This window comes from Winogradskya consettensis (assembly GCF_018332715.1).
GTDB lineage: Bacteria > Actinomycetota > Actinomycetes > Mycobacteriales > Micromonosporaceae > Actinoplanes > Actinoplanes consettensis.
In genome coordinates, this window is record NZ_BOQP01000055.1 from 1 (window position 1) to 22,818 (window position 22,818).

The following is a 22,818-nucleotide window of genomic DNA, read 5'->3' on the forward strand; positions in this document are numbered from 1 at the left end:
GCCCGGCACACCCGGCCCGGCCCGGCCGCGCACAACCGGCCGACACGCCGCCCTTTCGTGCCACCTGGCATGATCATCTATATGTCCACCAGTTCGTCGAATGACCTCGCGGCGCCACCGATCATCCGTCCGCAACGATCGGCCTGGTTCCCGCGCTCGGGAGGGGCGACCGCCGTCCTGTGCGTCGCCGCGCTCGTTGCCGTGTTGCCCGCGTTGTACTTCGTGTTTCTGGCCTTCGCGTCGTTCCTGTGCATGAGCGACTCGTGCTCGAACACGAACATGCTCTACTCCGTGCCCTTCACGGCGGCCGCGGTCCTGCTGGCACTGTCGCCGTTCGCCGCGGTCCGGTTCTACCAAGGGGGCTGGGCGGGCGCTCCCCAGCTGCGCATGGTCGTGGTCCTGGCCGGGGATGTGCTTGTCGTGGGCGGACTCATGACGGCGTTCATGTGGTTCCTCGCATCCGGGGAGTGACCGCGGCCGGGGTGCGGGTGTTGCTGCCGCACCCGGCGTGGGAACGGCTCCGAGGCCGGCCGCGATGCCGGGCAGCAGCCGTGGCAGCGCTGAGCTTCACGGCCCGATCCGTCGCAGCGTGATGGTGGTCAACTCGGTCGGTGCCGTCGTGGTGTCGCCACGGCACGAATACGAGCCGGGCAGGGCATAGTCCCCGGCCTCCGGGACCAGGGAAGCCCCACCCGGCTCGGTCAGCGTTGCACTGACCGCCGGCTCGGCCAGGTCCATCCGGCCGGAGCGCGCGTCCATCCGCCACCGAATGGTCCCCGCGCCCGAATATGCCACCGTCCCGACGGTCTCCGCGCCGGGGTGCGCCACCGCCGAGACCGTCTCGGTGCCCAGGTAGAGCGTCGCCGCGCCATCGCCGGTGAACGACCAGATCGCACCCCCGCGCTCGACCCAGCCGACGGTCGCATCCCGCAGCAGCGCCGGCTGCAGATGCGGCACCTCGGCCCAGAACCCGAGCAGGCACGCGTCGATCGCGGTCGCGGGGTCCGGCGCGGGGGTCCTGGTCAGCGGTGCCGCCGCCACCAGCACGAGCACGCACCCCACCGCGAGACAGCGCCCGCCGGTGGCCCGGGCCCGCATCCGCGCAAGCTCTCGGGCGACCACCGCCCGGAACCGCGCCCGATCGGTCCGGAACAGAACGACCAGCCCGACATCGAGCCGCACGTAGGGCCGCCACGGCACCCCGAAAACACAACCCCCCGACGTGTACGCATAAGGCGCCAGCACCCACGTCGGTCGCCGCCCGCCCCCGGCCAGCGCGGCCAGTTCCGCCGCGAGCCCGTCCGGCACCCGATCGCTGCCCCGCAGCATCCACCACGTCTGCAGTCCGACGAACACCACGACCACGCCGACGCCGACGATCATGCCGCGAGCAACCCAGTTGAGCAGACTGTCCACAACGGGCGCGACGCAGTGCGGGTAGGCGTCGTGGGGCAGCGCCGAACACTGCTCCCGCACCGCCACGATCGTTGTCGCATGCGACGGAACCGCCACATAGGACAACAGTGCGAGAACAACGCAGATCCCCGCCCCGCCCACGATCCGGACCACCCACCACCTCACGCGGCGTCGCCCAGCCGAAACGCCCCACCCCGCATCACCGGCCCCGTGATCAAGTCGGCGAGCCGGAAAGCCCGGTCCGGCGCCCAGCCCCCGGCCCCGGTCAGCACCTCGACAATGACCCGATGAGTCCGGGCATCCCCCCGCAGCAGCCACCCCGGCCCAGCCGCACCGGAGTCCAGACCGCTGAGGCCGGGCCCCCCGGGTCGCAGCGCCTCCTCGACCAGCCGGTCCGCGATCACCCGGGCCGCCTCCAGCATGAGCGTGGTGAACGGCACGCCCGCACCGCCCAGTGCCCGCGCCCGGTCCCGGAAGTAGGCCCGGGCCAGCGGACGGAACAGATCCCGCTCGCCCCAGGCGACGGACTCGCCGGCCCGGCCGATGAGCGCCTCGGCCAGCGTCGATATCACGCGCGCGTCCACCACCGGTTCCAGCACGAGGCACCTCCCGGTATCCCGGCGGCTGCCCCACCGGTACGACTTGGACCTGCATTCGAACACATGTTCGAAGACTCTCGCAACCCGCCGTACCGAGCGAGGTTGCGAAGCCCGAAAGCCGCCACGCGGACACCTGCCGCTACCCGTCAGCCGGCCGCCGGCTACGAGCGCGGACCGGCCGGGCGGGGTTGCAGAACAGCCCGGCCGATCACGGGATCGGCCGGGCTGGGACGTGCGGGTGGTGCTGGATCAGGCGAGGTCGAAGCGGTCGAGCTCCATGACCTTGACCCAGGCGGCGACGAAGTCGGTGACGAACTTGTCGCGGGCGTCGTTGCTGGCGTAGACCTCGGCGAGGGCGCGCAGCTGGGAGTTGGAGCCGAAGATGAGGTCGACCGCGGTGGCGGTCCACTTGACCTCGTCGGTGCTGAGGTCGCGGATCTCGTAGACGTGCTCGTCGGACTGCGACGCCTTCCAGCGGGTGCCGGGGGAGAGCAGGTTGGCGAAGAAGTCGTTGGTGAGGACGCCCGGCTTGTCGGTGAGGACGCCGTGGGTGGCGCCGTCGACGTTGGTGCCGAGGGAGCGCAGGCCGCCGACGAGGACGGTCATCTCGGGTGCGGTGAGGTTGAGCATGTACGCGCGGTCGAGCAGCAGCGTCTCCGGCTGGGTCTTCTCGCCGTCGCGCAGGTAGTTGCGGAAGCCGTCGGCGCGGGGCTCGAGGACGCGGAACGACTCGACGTCGGTCTGCTCCTGGGTGGCGTCGGTGCGGCCCGCGTGGAACGGGACGGTGACCTTGACGCCGGCGTCCTGCGCGCCCTTCTCGACGGCGGCGGAACCGGCCAGGACGATCAGGTCGGCGAGGGAGATCGTCGCGCCGCCGGCGGCGTTGAACTCCTGCTGGATGCCCTCGAGGGTGCTGAGGACCGTGGCGAGCTGCTCGGGCTGGTTGACGGCCCAGCCGCGCTGCGGCTCGAGGCGGATGCGGGCACCGTTGGCGCCGCCGCGCTTGTCGGTGGAACGGAAGCTGGCGGCGGAGGCCCAGGCGGTGGAGACCAGCTGGGCGGTGGTGAGGCCGGCGTCGAGGACCTTGGCCTTGAGGGCGGTGACGTCGGCGTCGCTCACGAGGGCGTGGTCGACGGCCGGGACCGGGTCCTGCCAGAGCTGCGGCTCGGCGACCCACGGGCCGAGGAAGCGGCTGACCGGGCCCATGTCGCGGTGCAGGAGCTTGTACCAGGCCTTGGCGAAGGCCAGCGCGAACTCGTCGGGGTTCTCGAGGAACCGGCGGGAGATCTTCTCGTACGTGGGGTCGAAGCGCAGCGACAGGTCGGTCGTGAGCATCGTCGGCAGGTGCTTCTTGGTCGCGTCGTACGCGTCCGGGATGATCGCCTCGGCGTCCTTGGCGACCCACTGCTTGGCGCCACCGGGGCTGGTGGAGAGCTCCCACTCGTACCCGAAGAGGATCTCGAAGAAGCGGTTGCTCCACTGCGTCGGCTTGTCGGTCCAGGTGACCTCGAGACCGCTCGTGATCGTGTCGGCGCCCTTGCCGCTGCCGTGGGTGCTGAGCCAGCCGAGACCCTGCGTCTCCAGGTCGGCGCCCTCGGGCTCCGGGCCGACGTGGCCGTCGGCGTTGCCCGCGCCGTGGGTCTTGCCGAAGGTGTGGCCGCCGGCGATCAGCGCGACGGTCTCCTCGTCGTTCATCGCCATCCGGGCGAAGGTCTCGCGGATGAAGTGGGCCGCAGCCCGGAAGTCACCGCTGCCGCGGGGGCCTTCGGGGTTGACGTAGATGAGGCCCATCTCGGTCGCGCCGACGTCCTCGGCCATCTTGTCGTCCGAGACGTAGCGCTCGTCGCCGAGCCAGGTGTCCTCGGGGCCCCAGATGATCTCCTCGGGCTCCCAGACGTCCTGACGGCCGAAGCCGAAGCCGAAGGTCTTGAAGCCCATCGACTCCAGCGCGACGTTGCCGCCGAGAACGAGCAGGTCGGCCCACGAGATCTGCTGGCCGTACTTCGCCTTGACCGGCCACAGCAGGCGGCGGGCCTTGTCGAGGTTGGCGTTGTCGGGCCAGCTGTTCAGCGGGGCGAACCGCTGGCCGCCGTCGCCGGCGCCACCGCGGCCGTCCTGGATGCGGTACGTGCCCGCGGCGTGCCAGCTCATCCGGATCATCAGACCGCCGTAGTGGCCGAAGTCGGCGGGCCACCACTCCTGCGAGCTGGTGAGAACCTCGGTGATGTCGCGCTTGAGGGCCTCGACGTCGAGCTTGGCGAACTCCGCGGCGTAGCTGAAGTCCGCGCCGAGCGGGTTGCCCTTCGACGAGTGGGCGTGCAGCACGGAGAGGTCGAGCTGGTTGGGCCACCAGTCACGGTTGGTGTGCGGACGCCCGCCGGTCTTCGGCTTCGGCGAGTCGATCGCGGGGTTCTCGCTCTCGCTGCCGTGCGCGGTCACGGAGCTGTGGTCGACCGGGCAGCCGCCGGACTCCACGCCTTGCGCGCTCGCGGGCCCGTTCTCCTGGGTGTCGCTCATCTGTTTCCTTCCGGACTTGCGGATTGCTGGGCGATGTTTCCGGTCGCGCAACCGGGGCACGTGCCCCAGTAGACGACCTCCGCCTCGTCGATCACAAAACCCTGATCGTTCGAGGCGGTGAGGCAGGGGGCGTGGCCGGCGGCGCACTCGACGTCGGCGATCGCGCCGCAGGAACGGCACACGACGTGGTGGTGGTTGTCTCCCACCCGGGACTCGTAGCGGGCGGTCGCACCGGTGGGCTGGATGCGGCGCACCAGGCCGGCATCGGTGAGGGCCCGTAGTACGTCATACACCGCCTGGTGGGAGATCGCCGGGTGTTCGCCGCGGACCAGCGCGATCGTCGTGTCGGTGTCGATGTGCGGGTGGTCGCGCAGCGCGGTGAGCACTGCCAGCCGGGGCCGGGTCACGCGCAACGAGACGGCTCGTAGCTGCGCCTCGAAGTCTGACGTCACGCCAAGAACATATTCGCTTTTCTGGAATAGTTCAAGTTTACCCGGCGACGCGACCGACGGTTCATCCCGCGACGGTGGTCAAATCGGAAAGGCCGACGACGGTGAGTACGGGAGCGAGCAGCGGCGTCACGATCAGCCGTACGTGGTCGACATGCGGGAACAGGGCGGACAGCCCCGCACTGTCGAGGTATTCGACCGCGGTGAGGTCGACGACCAGCGTGCCGGCCCGGTCCTGCTCGTGCGCGTCGTTCAGGGCGGCGGCGAACGCGGCAGCGTTGCTCATGTCGATCTCCCCGCGGGCGGCGAGCACGACGGCGCCGTCCGGGTGCCGGCCGGTGGTGAACGTCAGGTCGGTGCTCATCGGGAGATCCTCGCTTGCAGGCCGACGATGGTGCCGGCGGCACCGGTCGTGATGGTCACTTCGCTCATCAGCGCTCTCATCAGGGTCAGTCCGCGTCCCCGGTGGGGGTTGGCGGCGGGCTGGGGGGTCTTCCAGTCGCCGCTGTCGGTGATCGTGAGGTGCAGATCATCGGCGGTGGCGGCTGCCTGCAGCAGGATGCGGCCGGCCCGGGCGTGGCGGTGGCCGTGCTCGATGGCGTTGGCGCACGCCTCCCCTGCGGCGACGAGGACGTTCTGGGCGGTGATGGTGTCGACACCGCAGCGTTCGAGCCAGCCGCGCAATGCTGTGCGTACGGGTGCCAGCCGCGTGGCCTCCGCCGCGAACTCGAGCTCGAGGGGGCCGGGCTGGCGGTAGAGCAGCAACGCCACGTCGTCGTCGTAGCCGCCGGCCGGGGCCATGGTGTCCATCAGATCGGTGGCGAGGTCCTCGAGCGGGGCCGCACGCCCGTCCTGCACGGCGGCGGCGGCGCGGTCGATGCCGGCGGTGAGCGGCTGGCGGCGGCGTTCGACCAGCCCGTCGGTGTAGAGCAGCAGGGTGGCCCGGGCGGGGACGGTGTAGAGCGCCTCGGGCCGTTCCGCGCTCGCCCGGACCCCGAGCGGCCGGGACCGGCCCTGGTCGAGCAGGTCGGCGTTGCCGTCGGAGTGGGTGACGACCGCGGGCGGGTGCCCGGCGCTGGAGTACTTCAGCTCGCCGGTGGCCGGGTCGAGGATCCCGCAGAAGACGGTGGCGCACATCGCACCGGGCAGCTGGGCGGCGAACCGGTCGAGGGCGGTCAGCGTCTGCGCGGGGTCGATGTTCTGCAGCAGCAGGGCCCGGCAGGCACTGCGCAGCTGGCCCATGACGGTGGCCGCTTCCAGCCCGTGGCCGACGCAGTCGCCGACGACGATGCCGATGCGCCCGTCGGGCAGGGTGACGGTGTCGTACCAGTCCCCGCCGACCTTCAGCGGGCGGGTGGCGGGGGAGTAGCGCACGGCGAAGCCGGCGGGAAGCTGGGCCGGGCCGAGGATGGCGCGCTGCAGGGCCAGCGCGGTCTCACGCTGCTGGTCGATCTGGTGCACGCGGTGCAGGCCCTGGCCGATGTGCCCGGCCAGCAGCGCCAGCAGGGTCTGGTCCTGCTCGGTGAACGGGCGTTGCTCGGCCAGGTCCACCCAGAGGACCATCGTGCCGTCCGGGTGCTCCAGGGCGATGCCCGCTCCGGCCATCCGGTCGGCGACCGGGACGAGCAGCGGCTGCTCCCGCACGGCGGTGACCGCCTCACGGCGTACCTCGGGAAGGGTTGTCCAGGTCTGGTCCTGCCCGGTGGCCGTCACCACGGGGGTGGGGGAGCCGTCGAAGACGACCGCGCACGCATCGGTCGCCCGCCAGAGGTCCTTCAGTACGGGCAGCACGCTCCGCAGCGCACCGGTGAGGCTGTCCGCCTGGGAGAGCAGGACGCTGACGGCGGCGAGGGCGCTCTCCCGCTGGACGGCGTAGTGCTCGGCGGTGACGTCGCGGAACGTGCCGACGATGACGTGCCGGCCGGTGTCCGGATCCATGACCTGGTTGAACGCGGCGGCCACCCACAGCCGGTGCCCGTCGCTGTGGTTCACGGGGATCGTGTACGTGCCCCGGGTGTCCTCGAGCAGCGTCGCGAACGAGTCCTCGACCTGCCGGAATCCCTCCGGGTCGGCGTCGCGGTCCGGCCACCAGGGGTGCACGGGGGCATACGGCAGGCCTTCCGGGCCGTACCCGAGGACGTCGGCGAACGTGGAGTTGATCTCGATGACGGCGCCGTCCGCGTCGCAGACGAAGAACGCTTCCTGCAACGAGTCGATCAGGGCGGTGCGCCAGCGGGTGTGGTGGTTGCGCAGGCGGGCGAGTTCGACATTCGCGCGTACGCGGGCCAGCAGCTCGGCCGACGAGAACGGCTTGACGAGATAGTCGTCGGCACCTGCCTCGAGCCCCTCGATGGACGCCTCCTGCCCGGCGCGCGCGGAGAGCAGCAGCACGGGCGTGCTCGCGGTGCGGGGGTCTCCGCGCAGGGCGGCCACGAGCTGCAGCCCGTCGAGCCGGGGCATCATGACGTCGCTGACGACCAGGTCGGGGTTGCGGGCCCGGGCGGCGTCCAGCGCGTCCTGGCCGTCCGCGACGGCGACCACGCGGTGCCCGGCGGAGCGCAGCAGCCTGGTCAGGTAGTCACGCATGTCCGCGTTGTCATCGGCGACCAGTACGTCGGCCGGGTTGTGCCCGGCCCGGGCATCGTCGGCGGCCTGCTGCGCCTGCGGGTCGTCGGCTCCGGCGGGCAGCCAGCGCATGGCCTCCTGGACGTACGGGTCGGCGGTGGCGGAGACGGCGGCCATGCTCCCCGCCGGGCTCAGCGCGTCGGCCGGCAGGTGGGCGCTGCCGAACGGCAGGCGGATGACGAACGCGGTGCCCAGGCCGTCTGTGCTGTCGGCGGTGATGGTGCCGCCGTGCATCTCGACGAGCTCCTTGACCAGCGCGAGCCCGATGCCGCTGCCCTCGTTCGAGCGCGAGCGGGCGTTCTCGATGCGGTGGAAGCGCTCGAACAGCCGTGGCATCTCGCTGCGCGGCACGCCGATGCCGGTGTCGGTCACGGTGACGACGGCCTGGCCGGCGAGGGACTGTACGGCGACGCGCACACTCCCGGTGAAGGTGAACTTGAGCGCGTTGCTGAGCAGGTTGAGGATCACCTTCTCCCACATGCCGCGGTCGAGGTACACCGGCTGGGACAGCGGCGGGCAGTCGACCTCGAAGCTCAGGCCCGCGCGCTCGACGGCGGAGCGGAAGACGCTGGCGAGCTCGGCGGTGGCCTCGGCCAGGTCCACCGGCTCGTAGCGGGCCTGCATGCGGCCGGCCTCGATGCGGGAGAAGTCGAGCAGGGCGTTGACGAGTTTGCCCAGCCGCAGCCCGTTGCGGTGGATGACGTCGAGTTCCTCGCGTACGCGCGGGTCCGCCTCGCCCGATCGGGCGCGCAGGTCCTCCAGCGGCCCCATGATCAGGGTCAGCGGGGTACGGAACTCGTGGCTGATGTTGGAGAAGAACGTCGTCTTGGCGCGGTCCAGCTCGGAGAGCTCCTCCGCGCGCCGCTGCTGGGCCTCGTAGCTGCGGGCGCTCGCGACCCCCGCCGCGAGGTGCCCGGCGGTCAGCTCGATGAAGCCGCGGTACCCGCTGTCGAGCGCGCGGTAGCGGTTGAGCGCGGCGACCAGGAAGCCGTACGGTGCGGCGCCCTGCCGAAGCAACGGCACCAGCAACGCCTGCGTGGGTGGCTCGTCCCAATCGCCGGCCGGCAGACCGGCGAAGGACGCGTCCAGCTCGACCAGCACCGCTTCGCCCCGGGTCGCGGCCGCCAGCGGCCACACCGGCGAGTCGCCCGCGACCAGCACCGCCGGGGCCGCCGGGTGCCCCCTCGCGATCCCGGTCGACGCCGCCAGCCGGGCGTTCGAGCCGTCGAACAGGTAGGTCAGGGTGAACGGCAGGTCACGCAGGTTGTGGGCCAGCTGGGCACCGGCGGCGGCGAGCATCTGCTGTTCCGTGCGGATCGAGCTCGGATCGGAGCCGAGGTCACGCAGCGTGGCCATCCGCCGCTCACCGATCACCCGATCGGTCTCCTCGCTGACTACGCACAGCATGCCGATCGGGGAGCCGTCATCGTTGCGTAACGGGCTGTAGGAGAACGTGTGATAGCTCTCCTCGGTGTATCCCGACCGCTCCAGGAACAGCAGCAGGGCCTCGTCCCAGGTCGCCTCGCCGGTGGACAGCACGGTCTCGATGCGGGGCCCGATGTCGCCCCAGATCTCCGCCCACACCTCGCTCGCCGGCCGGCCCAGCGCCCACGGGTACTTGTCGCCCAGCGTGTCGCGCCGGTAGGCGGCATTGCAGAAGAACGTCAGCTCCGGGCCCCAGGCCATCCACATGGGGAAACGTGACGACAGCAGGATGTCGACGGCGGTGCGCAGACTCTGCGGCCAGCTCTCCGGCGTACCCAGCGGGGTCGACTCCCACGGCACCGCGGCGAGGTCACGGCCGACACCGCCGTCACCGGCGAACACCTCATCACCGGGCGGCGTTCCCCGCTCAGCACTGCCCATGACCCGGTTCTCCCTGTCCATCCATGTCGCGGCGCATCATCCGGTGCGCAGGAGCGAGGCACATCAGCGGCTCGTAGGATACGCAGCGAACAACGGAAAGTCCTCCGGACTCCATCCACCGGGTGCGGTGGAGGTGCCCGGCGCTGCGGAATCCGGAATCTACGCCGGGGGACCATCAGGGAGGAACTCGCATGTCCATGGACCAGAAGGCACTGCTCATCGAGCTGGAGCCGGTGGTGGAGACCAACCTGAACCGGCACCTGTCGCTGGCCAAGGAGTGGTTCCCCCACGAGTACGTGCCGTGGAGCGACGGGCGCACCTTCGACGGTCTGCTCGGCGGCGAGCCGTGGCGCGACGACGACTCGACGCTGCCCGAGGTCGCGCGGACCGCCCTGATCGTGAACCTGCTCACCGAGGACAACCTGCCGTCGTACCACCATGAGATCGCGACCCTGTTCGGCCGGGACGGCGCCTGGGGGACCTGGGTGCACCGGTGGACGGCCGAGGAGGGCCGGCACGGCATCGCGATCCGCGACTACCTGACGGTGAGCCGGGCCGTGGACCCGGTCGCGCTGGAGCGGGCCCGGATGTCACACATGGAGGCCGGTTACGCCAACGCGCACGACGACGAGATCCTGCAGTCGATCGCGTACGTCGCGTTCCAGGAGCTGGCCACCCGGATCTCCCACCGCAACACGGGTACGGCCACGAACGACCCGATCGCCAATCAGCTGCTGGCCCGGGTCGCCGCGGACGAGAACCTGCACATGGTGTTCTACCGGGACCTGCTCGCGGCGGCGTTCGAACTCGCCCCGGACCAGGCCATGCGCGCCGTGACCGACGTGGTCGCCAACTTCGAGATGCCCGGCGCCAACATCGAGGGCTTCGGCCGTAAGGCGCTCTCGATCGCGCTGGCCGGCATCTACGACCTGCGCCAGCACCACGACGACGTGATCGCGCCCGTGCTGCGCCAGTGGAACGTCTGGGACCGCACGAACCTCGGCGCCGAGGGCGAGAAGGCCCGCGAGGAGCTGGCCACGCAGATGCGTGACCTCAACACCCAGGCGACGCGGTTCGACGAGAAGCGCGAAGCGCGCCGGTTGCGGAACCTGAAGAAGTAGATGTAGCCGTCAGGAGAGGTAGTCGCGGAGGAGCTGCGAGCGCGCCGGGTGCCGCAGCTTCGACATCGTCTTCGACTCGATCTGGCGGATCCGCTCGCGGGTGACGCCGTAGACCTGGCCGATCTCGTCGAGCGTCCAGGCCTTGCCGTCCTTGAAGCCGTAACGCAGGCGGACCACGCCGGCCTCGCGCTCGGTGAGCGTCGCGAGCACGGACTCGAGCTGGTCCTGCAGCAGCGTGAAGCTCACCGCTTCGAGCGCGACGACGGCCTCGCTGTCCTCGATGAAGTCACCGAAGAGGGCGTCGCCGTCGGTGCCGACACCCTGGTCGAGGGAGATGGGCTCCCGGGCGTACTGCTGGACCTCCAGCACCTTGTCCGGGGTGATGTCCATCTCCTTGGCGAGCTCCTCCGGGGTGGGCTCGCGGCCCAGGCTCTGCAGCAGCTCACGCTGTATGCGGCCGAGCTTGTTGATGACCTCCACCATGTGCACCGGGATGCGGATGGTGCGGGCCTGGTCGGCCATGGCGCGGCTGATGGCCTGACGGATCCACCAGGTGGCGTACGTGGAGAACTTGAAGCCCTTGGTGTAGTCGAACTTCTCGACCGCGCGGATCAGGCCCAGGTTGCCCTCCTGGATGAGGTCCAGGAACGCCATGCCGCGGCCGGTGTAACGCTTGGCCAGCGAGACCACGAGGCGCAGGTTGGCCTCGAGCAGGTGGTGACGCGCGCGCTCGCCGTCCCGGGTGACCCACATGAGGTCACGGGTGCGCTCGCGGTCGAAGCTGCCGTCGGCCTCGCGCAACAGCTCGGTGGCGTAGAGGCCGGCCTCGATGCGTTTCGCGAGGGTGACCTCCTCGTCGGCACTGAGCAGCGGGACCCGGCCGATCTGGCGCAGATAGGCCCGCACGGTGTCGGTGGAGGCCGTGGTCTGCGCTTCCGCGCGGGCCTGGGCCAGCGCGACCGACTCCTGCTCGTCCCAGGCGAACCCGTCCTCGCCCTCGACGGCGGCGTCCTCGGCCGGAGCGGCGGTGGCGGGATCGGCCTTGGCGGAATCGGCCTTGGCGGAGTCAGCCTTGGCCCGGGTCTTCGTCGCGGCGGCTTTCGTCTTCGTCGCGGTTGCCTTGGCGGCGCTGGTCTTGGTGGAGGTGGTGGTTGCTGGCATGTGCGCTACTCCCGAGATGGTCTCGTGGGCGTCGCGAGCGGATCCGCCCGCGGAGAGGCCATCTGGCTTTCGCCTACATGACGTTGAGCTTCCCCTATTGTAGCTGCTCGCCGTAGTACCGCATGGTAGGTCATCCGGGGCCCGCTGTGAGGAGGGCGTCCAGCGCCGCCGCGCCGGCGAGCATGGCGCGGCTTCTCGTGGTGAGGCGGGCGTGCCAGTCGTGCAGCATGGCGGCCAGCGGCGCGACGCCGCCGGCCGAGCGGACCTGGGCGATCACCGGGGCGATCCGGTCCAGCGGGTAGCCACCGCGCCTGAGCTGATGGGCGAGCAGCGCGTCGCGTACATCGGCCGCGGTGTAGATCCGATAGCCCGTCCGCGGGTCGCGCCGGGGCTGGACCAGACCGGCGCGCTCCCATTTGCGCAGCGTGGCGGGGCGGATGCCGAGTTTTCTCGCCAGCGTGCCGACGAACATGTCGCCGCCCCGCTGCGGGGCCGGCTCGAGATCACGCAGCGCTGCCTCGACCGCGTGCAGGGTGTGACGGTCGTCGAGCAACTGAGCGTGACTCTCGTCGATGAGCCGTAACGCGTCCCCGACGGCGTCCCGGTTGACCGCCTGCATGATCGCCGTGGCGCACCGGTGGCCGTGACCCGGGACGAGCGCGAGGAATGCGTCCAGGGCCTGCGCGTGCCGCGGGGTGTAGGTGCGGTAGCCGTGGTCGGTGCGCCCTGCCTCAGGAAGGATGCCGTCCGCCTCGTAGTTGCGGACCGCCTGGGTGGACAGCCCGTGCCGCCGGGCCAGGTCGACCGGCCTGAGCTGACCTACCACCTGAGCTGCCCTACCACCTGAGTTGACCTACCACCTGAGTTGCTCTGGCATTTGAAGGTTTTTCCCCATCGAACAGGCACTTTTGCGGAAAAGTTTAAATCGAGGGTTCAACGATAGCGTTCAAGGCATGACAGCTGGCACGAAAGATTCCGTCATGGCCCTGCTCGGCGCCCGGCCGCGCCTGCTGGCCGTGGGTGAACCCACCCACGGTTCGGAGGCCCTGCTCGCGGCACGAAACGAGCTCTTCCGTGAGCTCGTCGAGCAGGAGGGATACACGACGATCGCCCTCGAGAGCGACTGCCTGATGGGCCTGATCGTCGACGACCACGTCACGTCCGGCACGGGCACTCTCGACGAGGTCATGGCACGGGGCTTCAGTCACGAGTGGGGCGCGTACGCGGGCAATCGCGCCCTCGTGTCCTGGATGCGCGACCACAACGAGGCCCGGCCCGCGTCCGGCCGGGTGCGCTTCGCCGGGTTCGACGGACCGCTGGAGATCACCGCCGCGGCGAGCCCCCGCCAGGCCCTTACCGCCCTGCACACCTACCTCGCGGGCCGGGTCGACGCCGCCCTGCTGCCCTGCACGGCGCAGACGCTCGGCGACCTGCTCGGCGCCGACGACCGGTGGACCCACCCGGCCGCGATGCGCGACCCGTCGCAGTCCGCAGGGCGGACAGCCGAGGCCCGTGAGCTGCGGATCCTCGCCGACGACCTGGTGACCCTGCTCGACCTGCAGGCTCCGCACCTGATCGCGGCGTCGACCCCGGACGAGTGGGAGCGGGCGCACCTGCACGCCCGGACCGCCGCAGGCCTGCTCCGCTATCACTCCGCGATGGCGGACGAGTCCCCGGGCCGCCTCGCACGGATCTGCGCGCTGCGGGACTTGATGATGGCAAACAACCTGCGCGCCCTCGCCGAGCGCGGACCCACCCTGGTGTACGCCCACAACAGTCACCTGCAGCGCGACAGGAGCAGCATGAACATGGGCGGCGAGCAGATCGAGTGGTGGAGCGCCGGCGCCCTGGCCGGCGACGACTACGCGTTCCTGGCCACCGCCATCGGCACCCTGCGTGACCACGGCGTGGAAGCCCCGCCCCCGGGCACCGTGGAGGCGACGCTGGACCGGGCCGTCGTGGACCCTCGCGAACTCGCCGCCGACAGACTCGTACCCCGCGTGTCCCCCTGGTACGGCTACGCCCCGCTGGACCCGGCCGGCCTGTCCCGCGTCGACGGGATCCTCTACGTCAAGGACGCTTGACCAGTCCCTTGGCGATGAGGCTCGTCGCGGAGGCGAGCACGGCCTCCTCGCTGGTGCGCGGTCGCAGGCCCAGCACCCGGCGGGCCTTGTCGTTCGAGATCCTCTTGGCGTAGCCGAGATCGGGTACGAACGCGCGGAACTCCCGGACGAAGATCGCGGCGGCCCGCACCACCACGTCGGGGATGGCGCGGGTCGGCACGTTGCGGGCGGCGTCGCCGAGGTTGTCCCGCAGGATTGCTCCGATCTGCCGCAGCGGGATCGGCGCTCCGCTCGAGACCAGGAAGCGCTGACCTGCGGCGCCCGGCGTGGTCATGGCGAGCAGGTGCGCGGCCGCGACGTCACGGACGTCCACGATCGGGATGTAGAGGTTCGGATAGCCGGGCATCTCCCGGTCGAGGCTGCGCTGGACGATGTGGTTCGCGCCGGAGATCTCCCTGCCCATGACCGGGCCCATCACCGCGACGGGCAGGATCGTGGCCAGCTCTGGCGCGTCACTCCCGGTGGCGGCGAAATCCCAGGCGGCACGCTCTGCGAGGGTCTTGCTCCTGCCGTACGCGTCCACGCCCGGCCCCCGCAGCACGGTCCAGTCGTCCTCGTTGAACGTGTGGCCGGAGCGGGGATGCCCGTAGCCGACGGCGTGGAAGGCCGAGGTGAGCACGACCCGTTTCACGCCGGCGTCGCGGGCGGCACGCAGGACACGCAGGGTGCCGTTGCGGGCGGGGGCGATGACGTCGTCCTCGTTCTTCACGTTCCGCAGGTGCACCGGGGACGCCACGTGCAGGACGAAGTCGCACCCGGCGACCGCGTCGGCCCAGCCGGCGTCGTTCATCAGGTCGGCGGCCACGAAACTCAGCGCGGCACCGTTGACCATGCCGGCGTCGGTGAGGACCGCCCGTACGGTGGCTTCGCGGTCGAGGGAGCGCACGGTTGTGCGTACGAGATAGCCCTGCTCGAGCAGTTGCAGGATGCAGTGACCGGCGATGAAGCCGGAACCGCCGGTCACCAGAACGCGCTGTGGGGTCATGCGGTTGACGATCCCGCTGGCCAGGCCGCCGAACCAGCACCCCCTCGAGCCAGGGGCCCGTCAGGACCCCCGGACCTCCGCGTGGGAGTAGAGCACGTGATCGGCGGGAGCCGTGTCGGAGCGGGCGGCCAGGCCGAGCGCCACCGTGCCCTTCTCCAGGCCGGGCGCGCCGACGACCGAGGCGTACACCTTCGTGCCGTCGATGCGGACCGTGGCGACGTCGTCGGCGATCTCGATCGTGACCCGGTAGCCGGCCGACGGCTTCACCGTGTATTCGGCGCCGCCGATCGACGCGCCGCTGCCGTCCAGGTTGGCGATCAGCAGCCAGACCCCGTCGCGATCCACCTCCACCCGGTAACCGGCCTTGCCGACGCGGTGGAACCAGATCATCGCGGCCGCGTCGGTGCTCATCTCGCGGACATCGACCGTGATGGTCTGGTCGCGGGCGACCGCGGCCGGCCCGGGGCAGGTGACGCCGTCGAAGTTGTAATCGCTGACCACTTTGAGCCCGTCGTCCCCCAGTGAGCAGCTGTACTTCTTCGCCTTCACCGCTTTCCAGTCCGAGGGCTTGGCGAACAGATCGACGCCGGGGTCAGAAGGCGAAGGGGAAGGCTGTGCGGAGGCGGCGAGCGTCGGTCCCTCATGCAGAGCGGACCGCAACCCGAGGGGTACGCCCACCGCGGCCGCGATCACGGCGGCGACCGCGGTGGCCACGGCTACCCGGCGGCCGCGCCGGGGACGGCGTGGTTCGGGGTCGGGCGGCACCGGCCCGGGTGGCAGGGCCGACACGCGTGGCAGGGCAGAGTTGTCCGGGAGGGCAGCGGCACGTGGCAGGGCGGCGTCACGTTGCAGGGCGGGGGCGGGCGCGCCGGCCCCGGCTCTGAGCAGGGCGTCGAGCAGTTCCTGGGCGGTCGGCCGGGCGGTGGGGTCCTTCGCGAGGGACCGGTCGACGAGGTGCCGCAGGTTGCCGGTGAGCCTGCCGAGGTCGGGCCGGCCGGTGAGGATGCGCACGGCGGTCGCGGTGGGGGAGTCGGCGGCGAACGGCGTCCGCCCGGTGGCCGCGAACGCGATGAGCACGCCCCACGCGAAGACGTCCACCGCGGGGCTGATCGGGGCGCCGTCCAGCCGCTCCGGGGCCATGTAGGACAACGTGCCGACCATCTGATCGGTACGCGTGTGCTCGCTGGTCGACTCGAAGGCGCGGGCGATGCCGAAGTCGATGACCTTCGGAGAGCCGAGTGCGAACAACACGTTGCGTGGTTTGAGGTCCCGGTGGATGACGCCCGCGCCGTGGATCGCGACCAGCGCGGTGGCCACGCCGACCGCGACGCTGTGCAGGCCACCACCGGTCAGGGGCCCCTGCTCAGCGACGACGTCGGCGAGGTCGGGACCGTCGACGTACTCGACGACGAGGTAGGGCGTCTCGTGGTCGGGGTCGGCGTCGAGGACCGCGGCGGTGCAGAACGGCGGCACCTGGCGGGCCCGGGTGACCTCGCTGCGGAACCGGCCCCGGAACTCGGCCTGCGCGGCGTACTCCGGCCTGATGATCTTGATGGCGACGAGCTGCCCCCACCGGTCCTGCGCCAGGTAGACGGCGCCCATACCGCCCTCGCCGAGCACTGCGAGCAGCTCATATCCGCCCAGGGCGCGCGGATCGTGAGGTCGCAGGGGCTTGCTGGGCACGCCGCGCAATCTATCAGCGTCACTGGGACACCCCCTTGTCCCGGCTGACTAGAGTTCGCGTTGCGTCACTCGGCACCCCAAAATATGGGAAAGCCGATGAAACGGGGAGGATCACTCATGATCAGACATCCACGTGCCCTCGGCCTCGCCGCCGGAGGTGCGGCGCTCGCAGCGATCTTCGTGGCTCCGGTGGCCGCCTCGGCGGACACGGTGCAGTCGCCCATCGGCACGGTCACCGCGGAGCAGTACCTCGGCGTCTACTGCGACGACCTCGGCGCGCACGTGCGGGTCACGGTCGCGGGCGGCCTGCCCGGCACGTCGTACGCCGCGACCGGCATCGGCGTCTTCTCCGGCACGAGCACCTTCGTCACGGACGGCACCGGTGCGGGCTTCACGGACCTGCACAACGTCTGGGTCCACCCCGAGGGCGGCGTGACCGACGGCGTGGGCGTCACCCAGGTGACCGTCGGCGCGGGCAGCACCGTCATCACGGTGCCGGCCGCGATCAACTGCCCGGGCCAGAAGGGCGGCTGACGCGGGAAGCCGGCACCCTCCACGGGTGCCGGCTCCTCATCGACGGCTCAGTGGCGGCTGCCCGGCTGCTCCTCGGTCATCACGTGCTTGCGCAGGCGGGCACGCGTGGCACCCGGAGCGAGAGCGGGGGAGCCGTAGTACTCGTAGAGCTCCTTCTCCTCGGCGAACGTCAGGGCGCTGTCCGCGTCGATCCGCGGGGCGTCCTTGACGGTGGCCTTGTCCACCGGGACGGTGAGGCGGTCACCGTCCACGCTGGCACGCTGCAGCGGCACGAACGTCTCCTTCGTGCCGAACAGGCCGGTCCTGACGGTCACCCATTCCGGGTCTCCGGTGCGGGCGTCCAGGAAGACCTGCCCGACGGAGCCGATCTTGTCGCCGTCGAAGTCGTACACGGTGGCGTCGCTGAGCTGGAAGATGTCGTTCTGGGTCAGCACGGCAATTCCTTTCCAGGGGCGGGGAAAGTGCTGCGGCAGATCTGCCCGTGGGAAAAGTGTCCAAACTACGCGATCAGGCGATTGCCGGGCATCACTGCGGCAGGTAGCGCGCGGCGAAGACCAGGCCATAGGGCAGGCAGATCCGCGCGGTACGCCAGGAGTGGCCGTCGCCCACGTCATGGCGCGCGACGGGTTCGCCGCGTGCGGTCAACTGGGCCTGCAGCGCGTCGATGCCGTCCCGCTCGGCGCGTGACGTCTCCTCGCCGGTGCAGAGGAAGACCGGGACGGGCCCGGGCAACGCGATCGTAGGCAGATAGCTGCTGGGGGAGACCGCGGCGAACCGTTGCGGGCCGAGGCGTTCCCGCCAGTCGCCACCCGGGTCGCCGAACGGCAGGATCGAGATGATCGGCCCGTACGTGTCGCGGTGTCGCAACCCCTGGTCGAGCGCGCAGAACCCACCGGCGGACATGCCCGCGAGCAGGCGCGCCGCCGGCTCCGGATCGGTGTCGTAGTGACCGTCGACCCACGGCACGAGCCGGGTGCGCAGGTACGTCTCCACCTGTCGCCCGCCGGCCGGGTCGTCCAGGCACTCGGTGTCGTGCAGGCCGCCGCCGTTGAGGTCCGGCGCCACCGCGATCATCGGCGGGACGAGCCGGCGGGTGATCAGGACGTCGAGGGCCCGGGCGGCGTTCCCGGCGGCGAACCAGTCGGCCGCGCGCCCGGGTGTGCCGTGGAAGAGGTAGACGACCGGGTACCGCGGGCCCGAGCCGCCCCGGTAGCCGGGTGGCAGGTAGACGTACGTGGCCGCCTCGGGTATGCCCAGGTCGGGTGCGCCCACCCGCACCTCGTGCAGGCTGCCGGCGAGCCCGGGGAGCGTCCCGCCGAGCATGACCCGGGCAGCGTCCGTCGTCGGGACGTAGCCGATCACCGCGTTGACCCCCGCCACCACGCCCACCAGCAGCACGAGCCCCGCGGCGACCAGTGTCGGGACCCGTCGCCGCCGTCGCCGCACCCCGACGGTGACCAGGGCCGCGCAGGCCAGTGCGAGCACGAGTATCGGCGGCCACGAGCCGAACCACGCGCCATGCGGCGTCAGCGCCCGCAGCACGTCCGGGTCGAACGTCACGGTCATTCCGGAGTGGCCCCGGCCAGCACCGCCGTCGCCGCGACCACCGCGACCAGCGCGAGGACGGCAGCCGGCACCCCACCGGCGCGGATCTCGTCGCCGAGCAGCGGGATCGCCACCGCCGCCGGGACGATCACCTCGACCGCCCAGAGCAGCGCGGTGACCGGTGCGACCGTGCCGCGCCGCAGAGCCGCCGCATAGGCCGCGGTCCCCGCCACCCCACTGGCGACCACGACCCACAGCAACGGCTCGGCCAGCGTCAGGGGCAGCGGATCGCGCACGGTCACGGCCCGCCCGGCGAGCGCGGTCATCGAGAACGCCAGTCCGGCCAGCACGGCGAGCACGAGGCCACGGCGGTCGGTACGCCCGGCCAGCAGCACCGCGAGCCCGGCGGCCGCCGCGACGGCGAACCCGGCGACGGCGAGGCTCCACTGCGCACCACCCGACAGTACGGGCGCGGGTTGTTCCCGGCCGCAGAACGCGAGGACCGCGAGCGCCGCGACCAGCACCGCGACGGCGCCCAGGTCACGCAGGCGCGGCATCGCGCGCTGGACCGCGGCCGCCAGCAGGACGGTCAGGGCCAGCGACCCGGCCAGGACCGCCTGCACGACGTAGACCGGCAGGCCGCGCAGCGCCGCCAGCGACAGCACCCACGCGATCGCGTCCGCTGCCAGCCCGGCGAGATACATCGGGGACACGGCGAGCGCTCCCAGCGTGCCGAACCGGCGGGCCGCCGACGCCTGCAGGACGGAGCCGGCCGCGTACGCCGCCGCGGCCGCGACGGCGAGCAGGAGGTTCACGACGCGGTGGGGCGGCGCAGGACGCGGCCGATGCCGGGAAGCTCGGTGATCCCCTCGGCCTCGGCGATGGCCAGGCTCTGCGCCGCCGCGGAGTCCAGCGCGTCCAGGATCACGTACCGGGCCCGCCACTGCGGGTCGTACTTGGCGTTGAACTTCCACAGCGACTCGATCTGCGACCGGCGCGACAGCGTGTGCAGCACCCGGCGGCCGACCTCGGCGATCCGGCCGGCTCGTTCCCCGGCGACGATCTCCCGCAGGACGGCGAAGTTGAGGCCCAGCCCGCGCATGCCCCGCCCGGCCAGGTGCTCGGCCGTGGCGACGATCAGAAAATCGGTCAGGCCGTTGGGTACGCCGTCCTCGGTGCTGCGCCGCATCACGTCCAGCGAATACCCGTCGATACCGGCGGCGGGCACCCACTGGATGAACCCGGCCGGGCGGCCGTCCGCGAACCGGGCCACGGACAGCAGCAGCCCGGTGTCAGCGGGATCGAACAGCCGCGACAACGTCATCGAATACCCGCGCTCGGCCGGGCCCTGACGGCTCTCACCCGCCATGGCCAGCACGTCCGCGGACTCCTCGGGCGTCATCGTGGCCGGATCGTGGAACGTCACCTCGACACCTGCCTTGCGGACCCGGTTCACGGCTCCCCGCAGCCCCTTCATCCGCGAGCCCTGCAACGAGAACCCCGGGCAGTCCAGGATCGCCTCGTCACCCAGGTACACGGGGCGCAGGCGGGCGGCCTCGTACAGCGGGAGCCACTCCTCGCGGGCACCCACGACCGCGACCGCCCAGCCGTGCTCCTCCACGAACGCCAGGAATTCCGCGAGCAGGGCACCGCGTCGCGCCGGTGGGCCGATCGGATCGGGCGAGACCAGGCACACCCCTCTGCGTACGCTGTACGCGACCAGGCCGCCCGTACTCTCCTCGCCGAAGAAGTAGTCCTTGTCGTCGCGCAGCGCGAAGTAGTCCAGGGTGTCACCGCCGTGCTCGGTCACGATCGCGCGGGCCCGTTCCCGGGCAGCGCCCTGCTGCGGGACGGTCAGTTCGGGCGCCGACCGTGGCGCGAACACCGCCCACAGCAGCAGCACGATCAGGCACAACCCGAGGGCGAGCAGCGCCGGCGTGACCATCGGGGTCAGCGCGCCGCCGTGGCCACCGCGCAGCCGGTCCAGCGGCTCCTCGCGTACCCCGATGAGCCTTTGCACGACCGCCACCACGGTCTCCCGCGGATGCCGCCACGTCCCGACCAGCACCACCAGCCCCGAACAGACGGCAACCGTCACCACCGCACCGCCCGCCAGCATCAGCAGCGACCGCCGGGCATGCGCGCGGTTCACCCGCACCGGGAACGCACCCACCTGCACGGAGAGCCAGCCGGCGAGCAGCAGGTCGAGAACCGCTTCCGGCAGGTCGATCCCCTTGAGCACGTGCAGCGCCACCGACACCAGCAGGAGCCCGGTGGCGACCGCCCACGCCTGCCGCACCCCGAGCCGCAGACCCCGCGCGAGCAGCAACAACGCCACCGACACCGGGATCAGCACGGTCTGCGCGCCCAGCGGAACCCCGAGCGGGAGCACGTCCAGCAGCGGATCGAGCCGCCCTCGCAACGGCGGCGCGAGCGCCGAGAGAATGCCCGCGACGGCCAGCACCACCACGGCCCCGGAAGCCACCCGGCGGGTACGGTCCCGGCGCATCCGGCCGGCGAGATTCGACGCTCTCACCCCTGGAGCCTAGGTCCACCCCGTTCCCGTTACCCGTGGGTGCCGTGCACACCCGCGAGCCTGCCCGGGTGGTGATGAGTGACAGGGCCCTGGGGCCGCAGGGATATCATTTCCGCGGGGCAGAAGCGGGGGTGCGGGGTTGAGGCGCGAGCCGAGCATCCTGCACGTCGACCTGGATGCGATGTTCGCCGCGGTCGAGCAGCGGGACAAGGTGTCGTTGCGGGGCAGGCCGGTCATCGTCGGGGGAGTGGCGGGCCGGGGTGTCGTCGCGACCGCGTCGTACGAGGCCCGCGTCTACGGTGCCCGGTCCGCGATGCCGACCTCGGAGGCGCGACGCCGGTGCCCGTCGGGGACGGCGTTCCTAGCTCCCCGGTTCGCCGCCTACCGCAGGACCAGCCAGGTGTTCATGGCGGTGCTCGCGGAGCTGTCACCGATGGTCGAGCAGGTGTCGATCGATGAGGCGTACGTCGACCTCGCCGCCGGTGGCGACCACGACCTGTCACCCGAGGCCGTGACCGCGATCGCCCGCAAGCTGAAGGCCGACGTGGCGGCCGCGACCGGCGGGGTCACCGCGTCGGTCGGGGTGGCGTCGTCGAAGCTCGTCGCGAAGATCGGCTCGGAGCTGCACAAGCCGGACGGGCTCACGGTCGTGCCGGCCGGCGACGAGCGCACGGTGCTGAGCCCGATGCCGGTCGGATCGCTGCCCGGAGTGGGCCCCGCGGCGCAGGAACGGCTGCGCCGGGCCGGGGTCCAGACGATCGGCCACCTCGCCGCCGTCGAACTCGGTTACCTGCTCGAATGGTTCGGTCAGGCGCACGGCGCCGGGCTCTACCGGCTCGCGCGTGCCGACGACGACCGCGGCGTGGTCACCGACCGGGAGACAAAATCCGTGTCCGCCGAGGAGACGTTCGACGTCGACCTCACCGACCGCGCCCGGCTGTACCACGAGCTCGACCTGCTCGCCCGGCGCGTCGGCGAACGGCTGCGCGCCGCCGGGCTCTCCGGGCGAACGGTGACGGTCAAGATCCGGCACTACGACTTCACCACGATCACCCGCTCGCTCACCCGGGACCAGCCCACCGACGATCCGCAGCTCGTGGCCGACTACGCCCGACGGCTGCTGTCCGACGTCAACACGTCCGCCGGGATCCGGTTGCTCGGCGTGGGGGTGTCGACGCTCACGGCGTACGCACAGGATGATCTTTTCAGTTCGCTCGTGGTTCCTGACGGCGTCGTCGAAGAGCCTGTTCCGCAAGCTCAGGACGCGTCGGCATCGGCATCGGCGCTGGCATCGTCGCTGGCGCCGTCGCCGTCGCCTGAGCTCGCGACGGCCACGTGGCGGCCGGGGCAGGACGTGCGGCATGACGAGTACGGCGCGGGCTGGGTGTGGGGCAGCGGGCTGGGGCGGGTGACGGTCCGTTTCGAGGGGCCGCTCACCCCGCCCGGCCCGGTCCGGACGTTCGCCGTCGACGACGCGGCCCTGCACGCCGCCGACCCGCCGGACTGGACCTCCTAGCCCGCCGGGCCAGAACCCTCTCAGTCCGCCGGGCCGGGACCTCTCAGTCCGCCGGCCCGGGACGTTTTAACCCGCCGGGCCGGGACCTCTCAGTCCGCCGGGCCGGGACCTCTCAGTCCGCCGGGCCGGGACCTTACCCGCC

Annotated in this window: 18 protein-coding genes and 1 pseudogene; 5 read left to right on the forward strand and 14 right to left on the reverse strand. The window is 71.6% G+C overall.

The genetic code is table 11. The features are described from left to right. Positions 1–471, forward strand: a 471-nt coding sequence (locus Aco04nite_RS42980) for a hypothetical protein (RefSeq protein ID WP_213002948.1), incomplete at its 5' end; no start/stop codon positions are given. Between the two features lie 96 nt (positions 472–567). Here the strand turns inward: Aco04nite_RS42980 and Aco04nite_RS42985 are convergent. The 6 genes from Aco04nite_RS42985 to Aco04nite_RS43010 all read right to left on the reverse strand — a co-directional run bounded on the left by Aco04nite_RS42985 (position 568) and on the right by Aco04nite_RS43010 (position 9,493). Next, entirely contained in the window at positions 568–1,569 is a 1,002-nt protein-coding gene (locus Aco04nite_RS42985) for a hypothetical protein (protein WP_213002949.1), read from the reverse strand. A gap of 8 nt (positions 1,570–1,577) precedes the next feature. Next, complete coding sequence (locus Aco04nite_RS42990; protein WP_213002950.1) at positions 1,578–2,015, reverse strand: hypothetical protein; 438 nt, start codon at positions 2,013–2,015, stop codon at positions 1,578–1,580. A 249-nt stretch (positions 2,016–2,264) separates the two neighbouring features. Further along, the gene (gene katG / locus Aco04nite_RS42995; RefSeq protein WP_213002951.1) at positions 2,265–4,532 is read right to left on the reverse strand and encodes a catalase/peroxidase HPI; all 2,268 of its coding nucleotides are present in this window, start codon (positions 4,530–4,532) and stop codon (positions 2,265–2,267) included. Continuing rightward, positions 4,529–4,984, reverse strand: a complete 456-nt coding sequence (locus tag Aco04nite_RS43000; protein ID WP_213002952.1) for a Fur family transcriptional regulator — start codon at positions 4,982–4,984, stop codon at positions 4,529–4,531. Before Aco04nite_RS43000 ends, katG begins: the two co-directional genes overlap by 4 nt. 61 nt (positions 4,985–5,045) lie before the next feature. Continuing rightward, the gene (locus tag Aco04nite_RS43005) at positions 5,046–5,345 is read right to left on the reverse strand and encodes an STAS domain-containing protein (protein WP_213002953.1); all 300 of its coding nucleotides are present in this window, start codon (positions 5,343–5,345) and stop codon (positions 5,046–5,048) included. Next, positions 5,342–9,493 carry a SpoIIE family protein phosphatase gene (locus Aco04nite_RS43010; RefSeq protein ID WP_244876710.1) on the reverse strand — a complete coding sequence of 1,384 codons (4,152 nt, stop codon included), beginning with the start codon at positions 9,491–9,493 and terminating at the stop codon, positions 5,342–5,344. The genes Aco04nite_RS43005 and Aco04nite_RS43010 overlap by 4 nt, the downstream gene beginning before the upstream one ends. 170 nt (positions 9,494–9,663) lie before the next feature. Here Aco04nite_RS43010 and Aco04nite_RS43015 point away from each other — a divergent pair, with 170 nt between their 5' ends. Next, positions 9,664–10,593 carry an acyl-ACP desaturase gene (locus tag Aco04nite_RS43015; RefSeq protein ID WP_213002954.1) on the forward strand — a complete coding sequence of 310 codons (930 nt, stop codon included), beginning with the start codon at positions 9,664–9,666 and terminating at the stop codon, positions 10,591–10,593. Positions 10,594–10,602: 9 nt separating this feature from the next. Here the strand turns inward: Aco04nite_RS43015 and Aco04nite_RS43020 are convergent. Continuing rightward, a pseudogene (locus Aco04nite_RS43020) lies at positions 10,603–11,631 on the reverse strand (RNA polymerase sigma factor); the annotation flags it as partial. 253 nt (positions 11,632–11,884) lie between these two features. Then, positions 11,885–12,580 carry a TioE family transcriptional regulator gene (locus Aco04nite_RS43025; RefSeq protein ID WP_213002955.1) on the reverse strand — a complete coding sequence of 232 codons (696 nt, stop codon included), beginning with the start codon at positions 12,578–12,580 and terminating at the stop codon, positions 11,885–11,887. Positions 12,581–12,707: 127 nt separating this feature from the next. Between Aco04nite_RS43025 and Aco04nite_RS43030 the strand changes: the two genes are divergently transcribed. Continuing rightward, entirely contained in the window at positions 12,708–13,838 is a 1,131-nt protein-coding gene (locus Aco04nite_RS43030; protein WP_244876712.1) for an erythromycin esterase family protein, read from the forward strand. Here the strand turns inward: Aco04nite_RS43030 and Aco04nite_RS43035 are convergent. Both Aco04nite_RS43035 and Aco04nite_RS43040 read right to left on the reverse strand, forming a co-directional pair. Then, positions 13,825–14,862 carry an SDR family oxidoreductase gene (locus tag Aco04nite_RS43035; protein ID WP_213002956.1) on the reverse strand — a complete coding sequence of 346 codons (1,038 nt, stop codon included), beginning with the start codon at positions 14,860–14,862 and terminating at the stop codon, positions 13,825–13,827. The two genes, Aco04nite_RS43030 and Aco04nite_RS43035, sit on opposite strands and share 14 nt — an antisense overlap. A gap of 60 nt (positions 14,863–14,922) precedes the next feature. After that, positions 14,923–16,545 (reverse strand): serine/threonine-protein kinase, encoded by a 1,623-nt coding sequence (locus tag Aco04nite_RS43040; protein ID WP_244876713.1) that lies wholly within the window; start codon positions 16,543–16,545, stop codon positions 14,923–14,925. 117 nt (positions 16,546–16,662) lie between these two features. On the opposite strand from Aco04nite_RS43040, the gene Aco04nite_RS43045 reads away from it, so the two are divergent. Further along, the gene (locus tag Aco04nite_RS43045; protein ID WP_213002957.1) at positions 16,663–17,079 is read left to right on the forward strand and encodes a hypothetical protein; all 417 of its coding nucleotides are present in this window, start codon (positions 16,663–16,665) and stop codon (positions 17,077–17,079) included. A 47-nt stretch (positions 17,080–17,126) separates the two neighbouring features. Here the strand turns inward: Aco04nite_RS43045 and Aco04nite_RS43050 are convergent, their stop codons facing one another. The 4 genes from Aco04nite_RS43050 to Aco04nite_RS43065 form a co-directional block, all read right to left on the reverse strand. Then, entirely contained in the window at positions 17,127–17,513 is a 387-nt protein-coding gene (locus Aco04nite_RS43050; RefSeq protein WP_203843798.1) for a PRC-barrel domain-containing protein, read from the reverse strand. 91 nt (positions 17,514–17,604) lie between these two features. Then, positions 17,605–18,639 (reverse strand): alpha/beta hydrolase, encoded by a 1,035-nt coding sequence (locus Aco04nite_RS43055; protein ID WP_213002958.1) that lies wholly within the window; start codon positions 18,637–18,639, stop codon positions 17,605–17,607. 2 nt (positions 18,640–18,641) lie between these two features. Beyond that, on the reverse strand, positions 18,642–19,439 hold the full coding sequence (locus tag Aco04nite_RS43060; protein WP_213002959.1) for a hypothetical protein: 798 nt from the start codon (positions 19,437–19,439) through the stop codon (positions 18,642–18,644). Next, the gene (locus tag Aco04nite_RS43065) at positions 19,436–21,160 is read right to left on the reverse strand and encodes a bifunctional lysylphosphatidylglycerol flippase/synthetase MprF (protein ID WP_213002960.1); all 1,725 of its coding nucleotides are present in this window, start codon (positions 21,158–21,160) and stop codon (positions 19,436–19,438) included. Before Aco04nite_RS43065 ends, Aco04nite_RS43060 begins: the two co-directional genes overlap by 4 nt. Before the next feature lie 139 nt (positions 21,161–21,299). Here Aco04nite_RS43065 and Aco04nite_RS43070 point away from each other — a divergent pair, with 139 nt between their 5' ends. Further along, positions 21,300–22,676, forward strand: a complete 1,377-nt coding sequence (locus Aco04nite_RS43070; RefSeq protein ID WP_213002961.1) for a DNA polymerase IV — start codon at positions 21,300–21,302, stop codon at positions 22,674–22,676. Positions 22,677–22,818 lie beyond the last annotated feature (142 nt).

Bases quoted from the DNA above. Each gene is read 5' to 3' on its own strand.
- Aco04nite_RS43015 (WP_213002954.1), top strand. From the start codon at position 9,664: ATGTCCATGGACCAGAAGGCACTGCTCATCGAGCTGGAGCCGGTGGTG.
- Aco04nite_RS43035 (WP_213002956.1), bottom strand. From the start codon at position 14,862: ATGACCCCACAGCGCGTTCTGGTGACCGGCGGTTCCGGCTTCATCGCC.
- Aco04nite_RS43030 (WP_244876712.1), top strand. From the start codon at position 12,708: ATGACAGCTGGCACGAAAGATTCCGTCATGGCCCTGCTCGGCGCCCGG.
- Aco04nite_RS43010 (WP_244876710.1), bottom strand. From the start codon at position 9,493: ATGGACAGGGAGAACCGGGTCATGGGCAGTGCTGAGCGGGGAACGCCG.
- Aco04nite_RS43005 (WP_213002953.1), bottom strand. From the start codon at position 5,345: ATGAGCACCGACCTGACGTTCACCACCGGCCGGCACCCGGACGGCGCC.
- Aco04nite_RS43045 (WP_213002957.1), top strand. From the start codon at position 16,663: ATGATCAGACATCCACGTGCCCTCGGCCTCGCCGCCGGAGGTGCGGCG.
- katG (WP_213002951.1), bottom strand. From the start codon at position 4,532: ATGAGCGACACCCAGGAGAACGGGCCCGCGAGCGCGCAAGGCGTGGAG.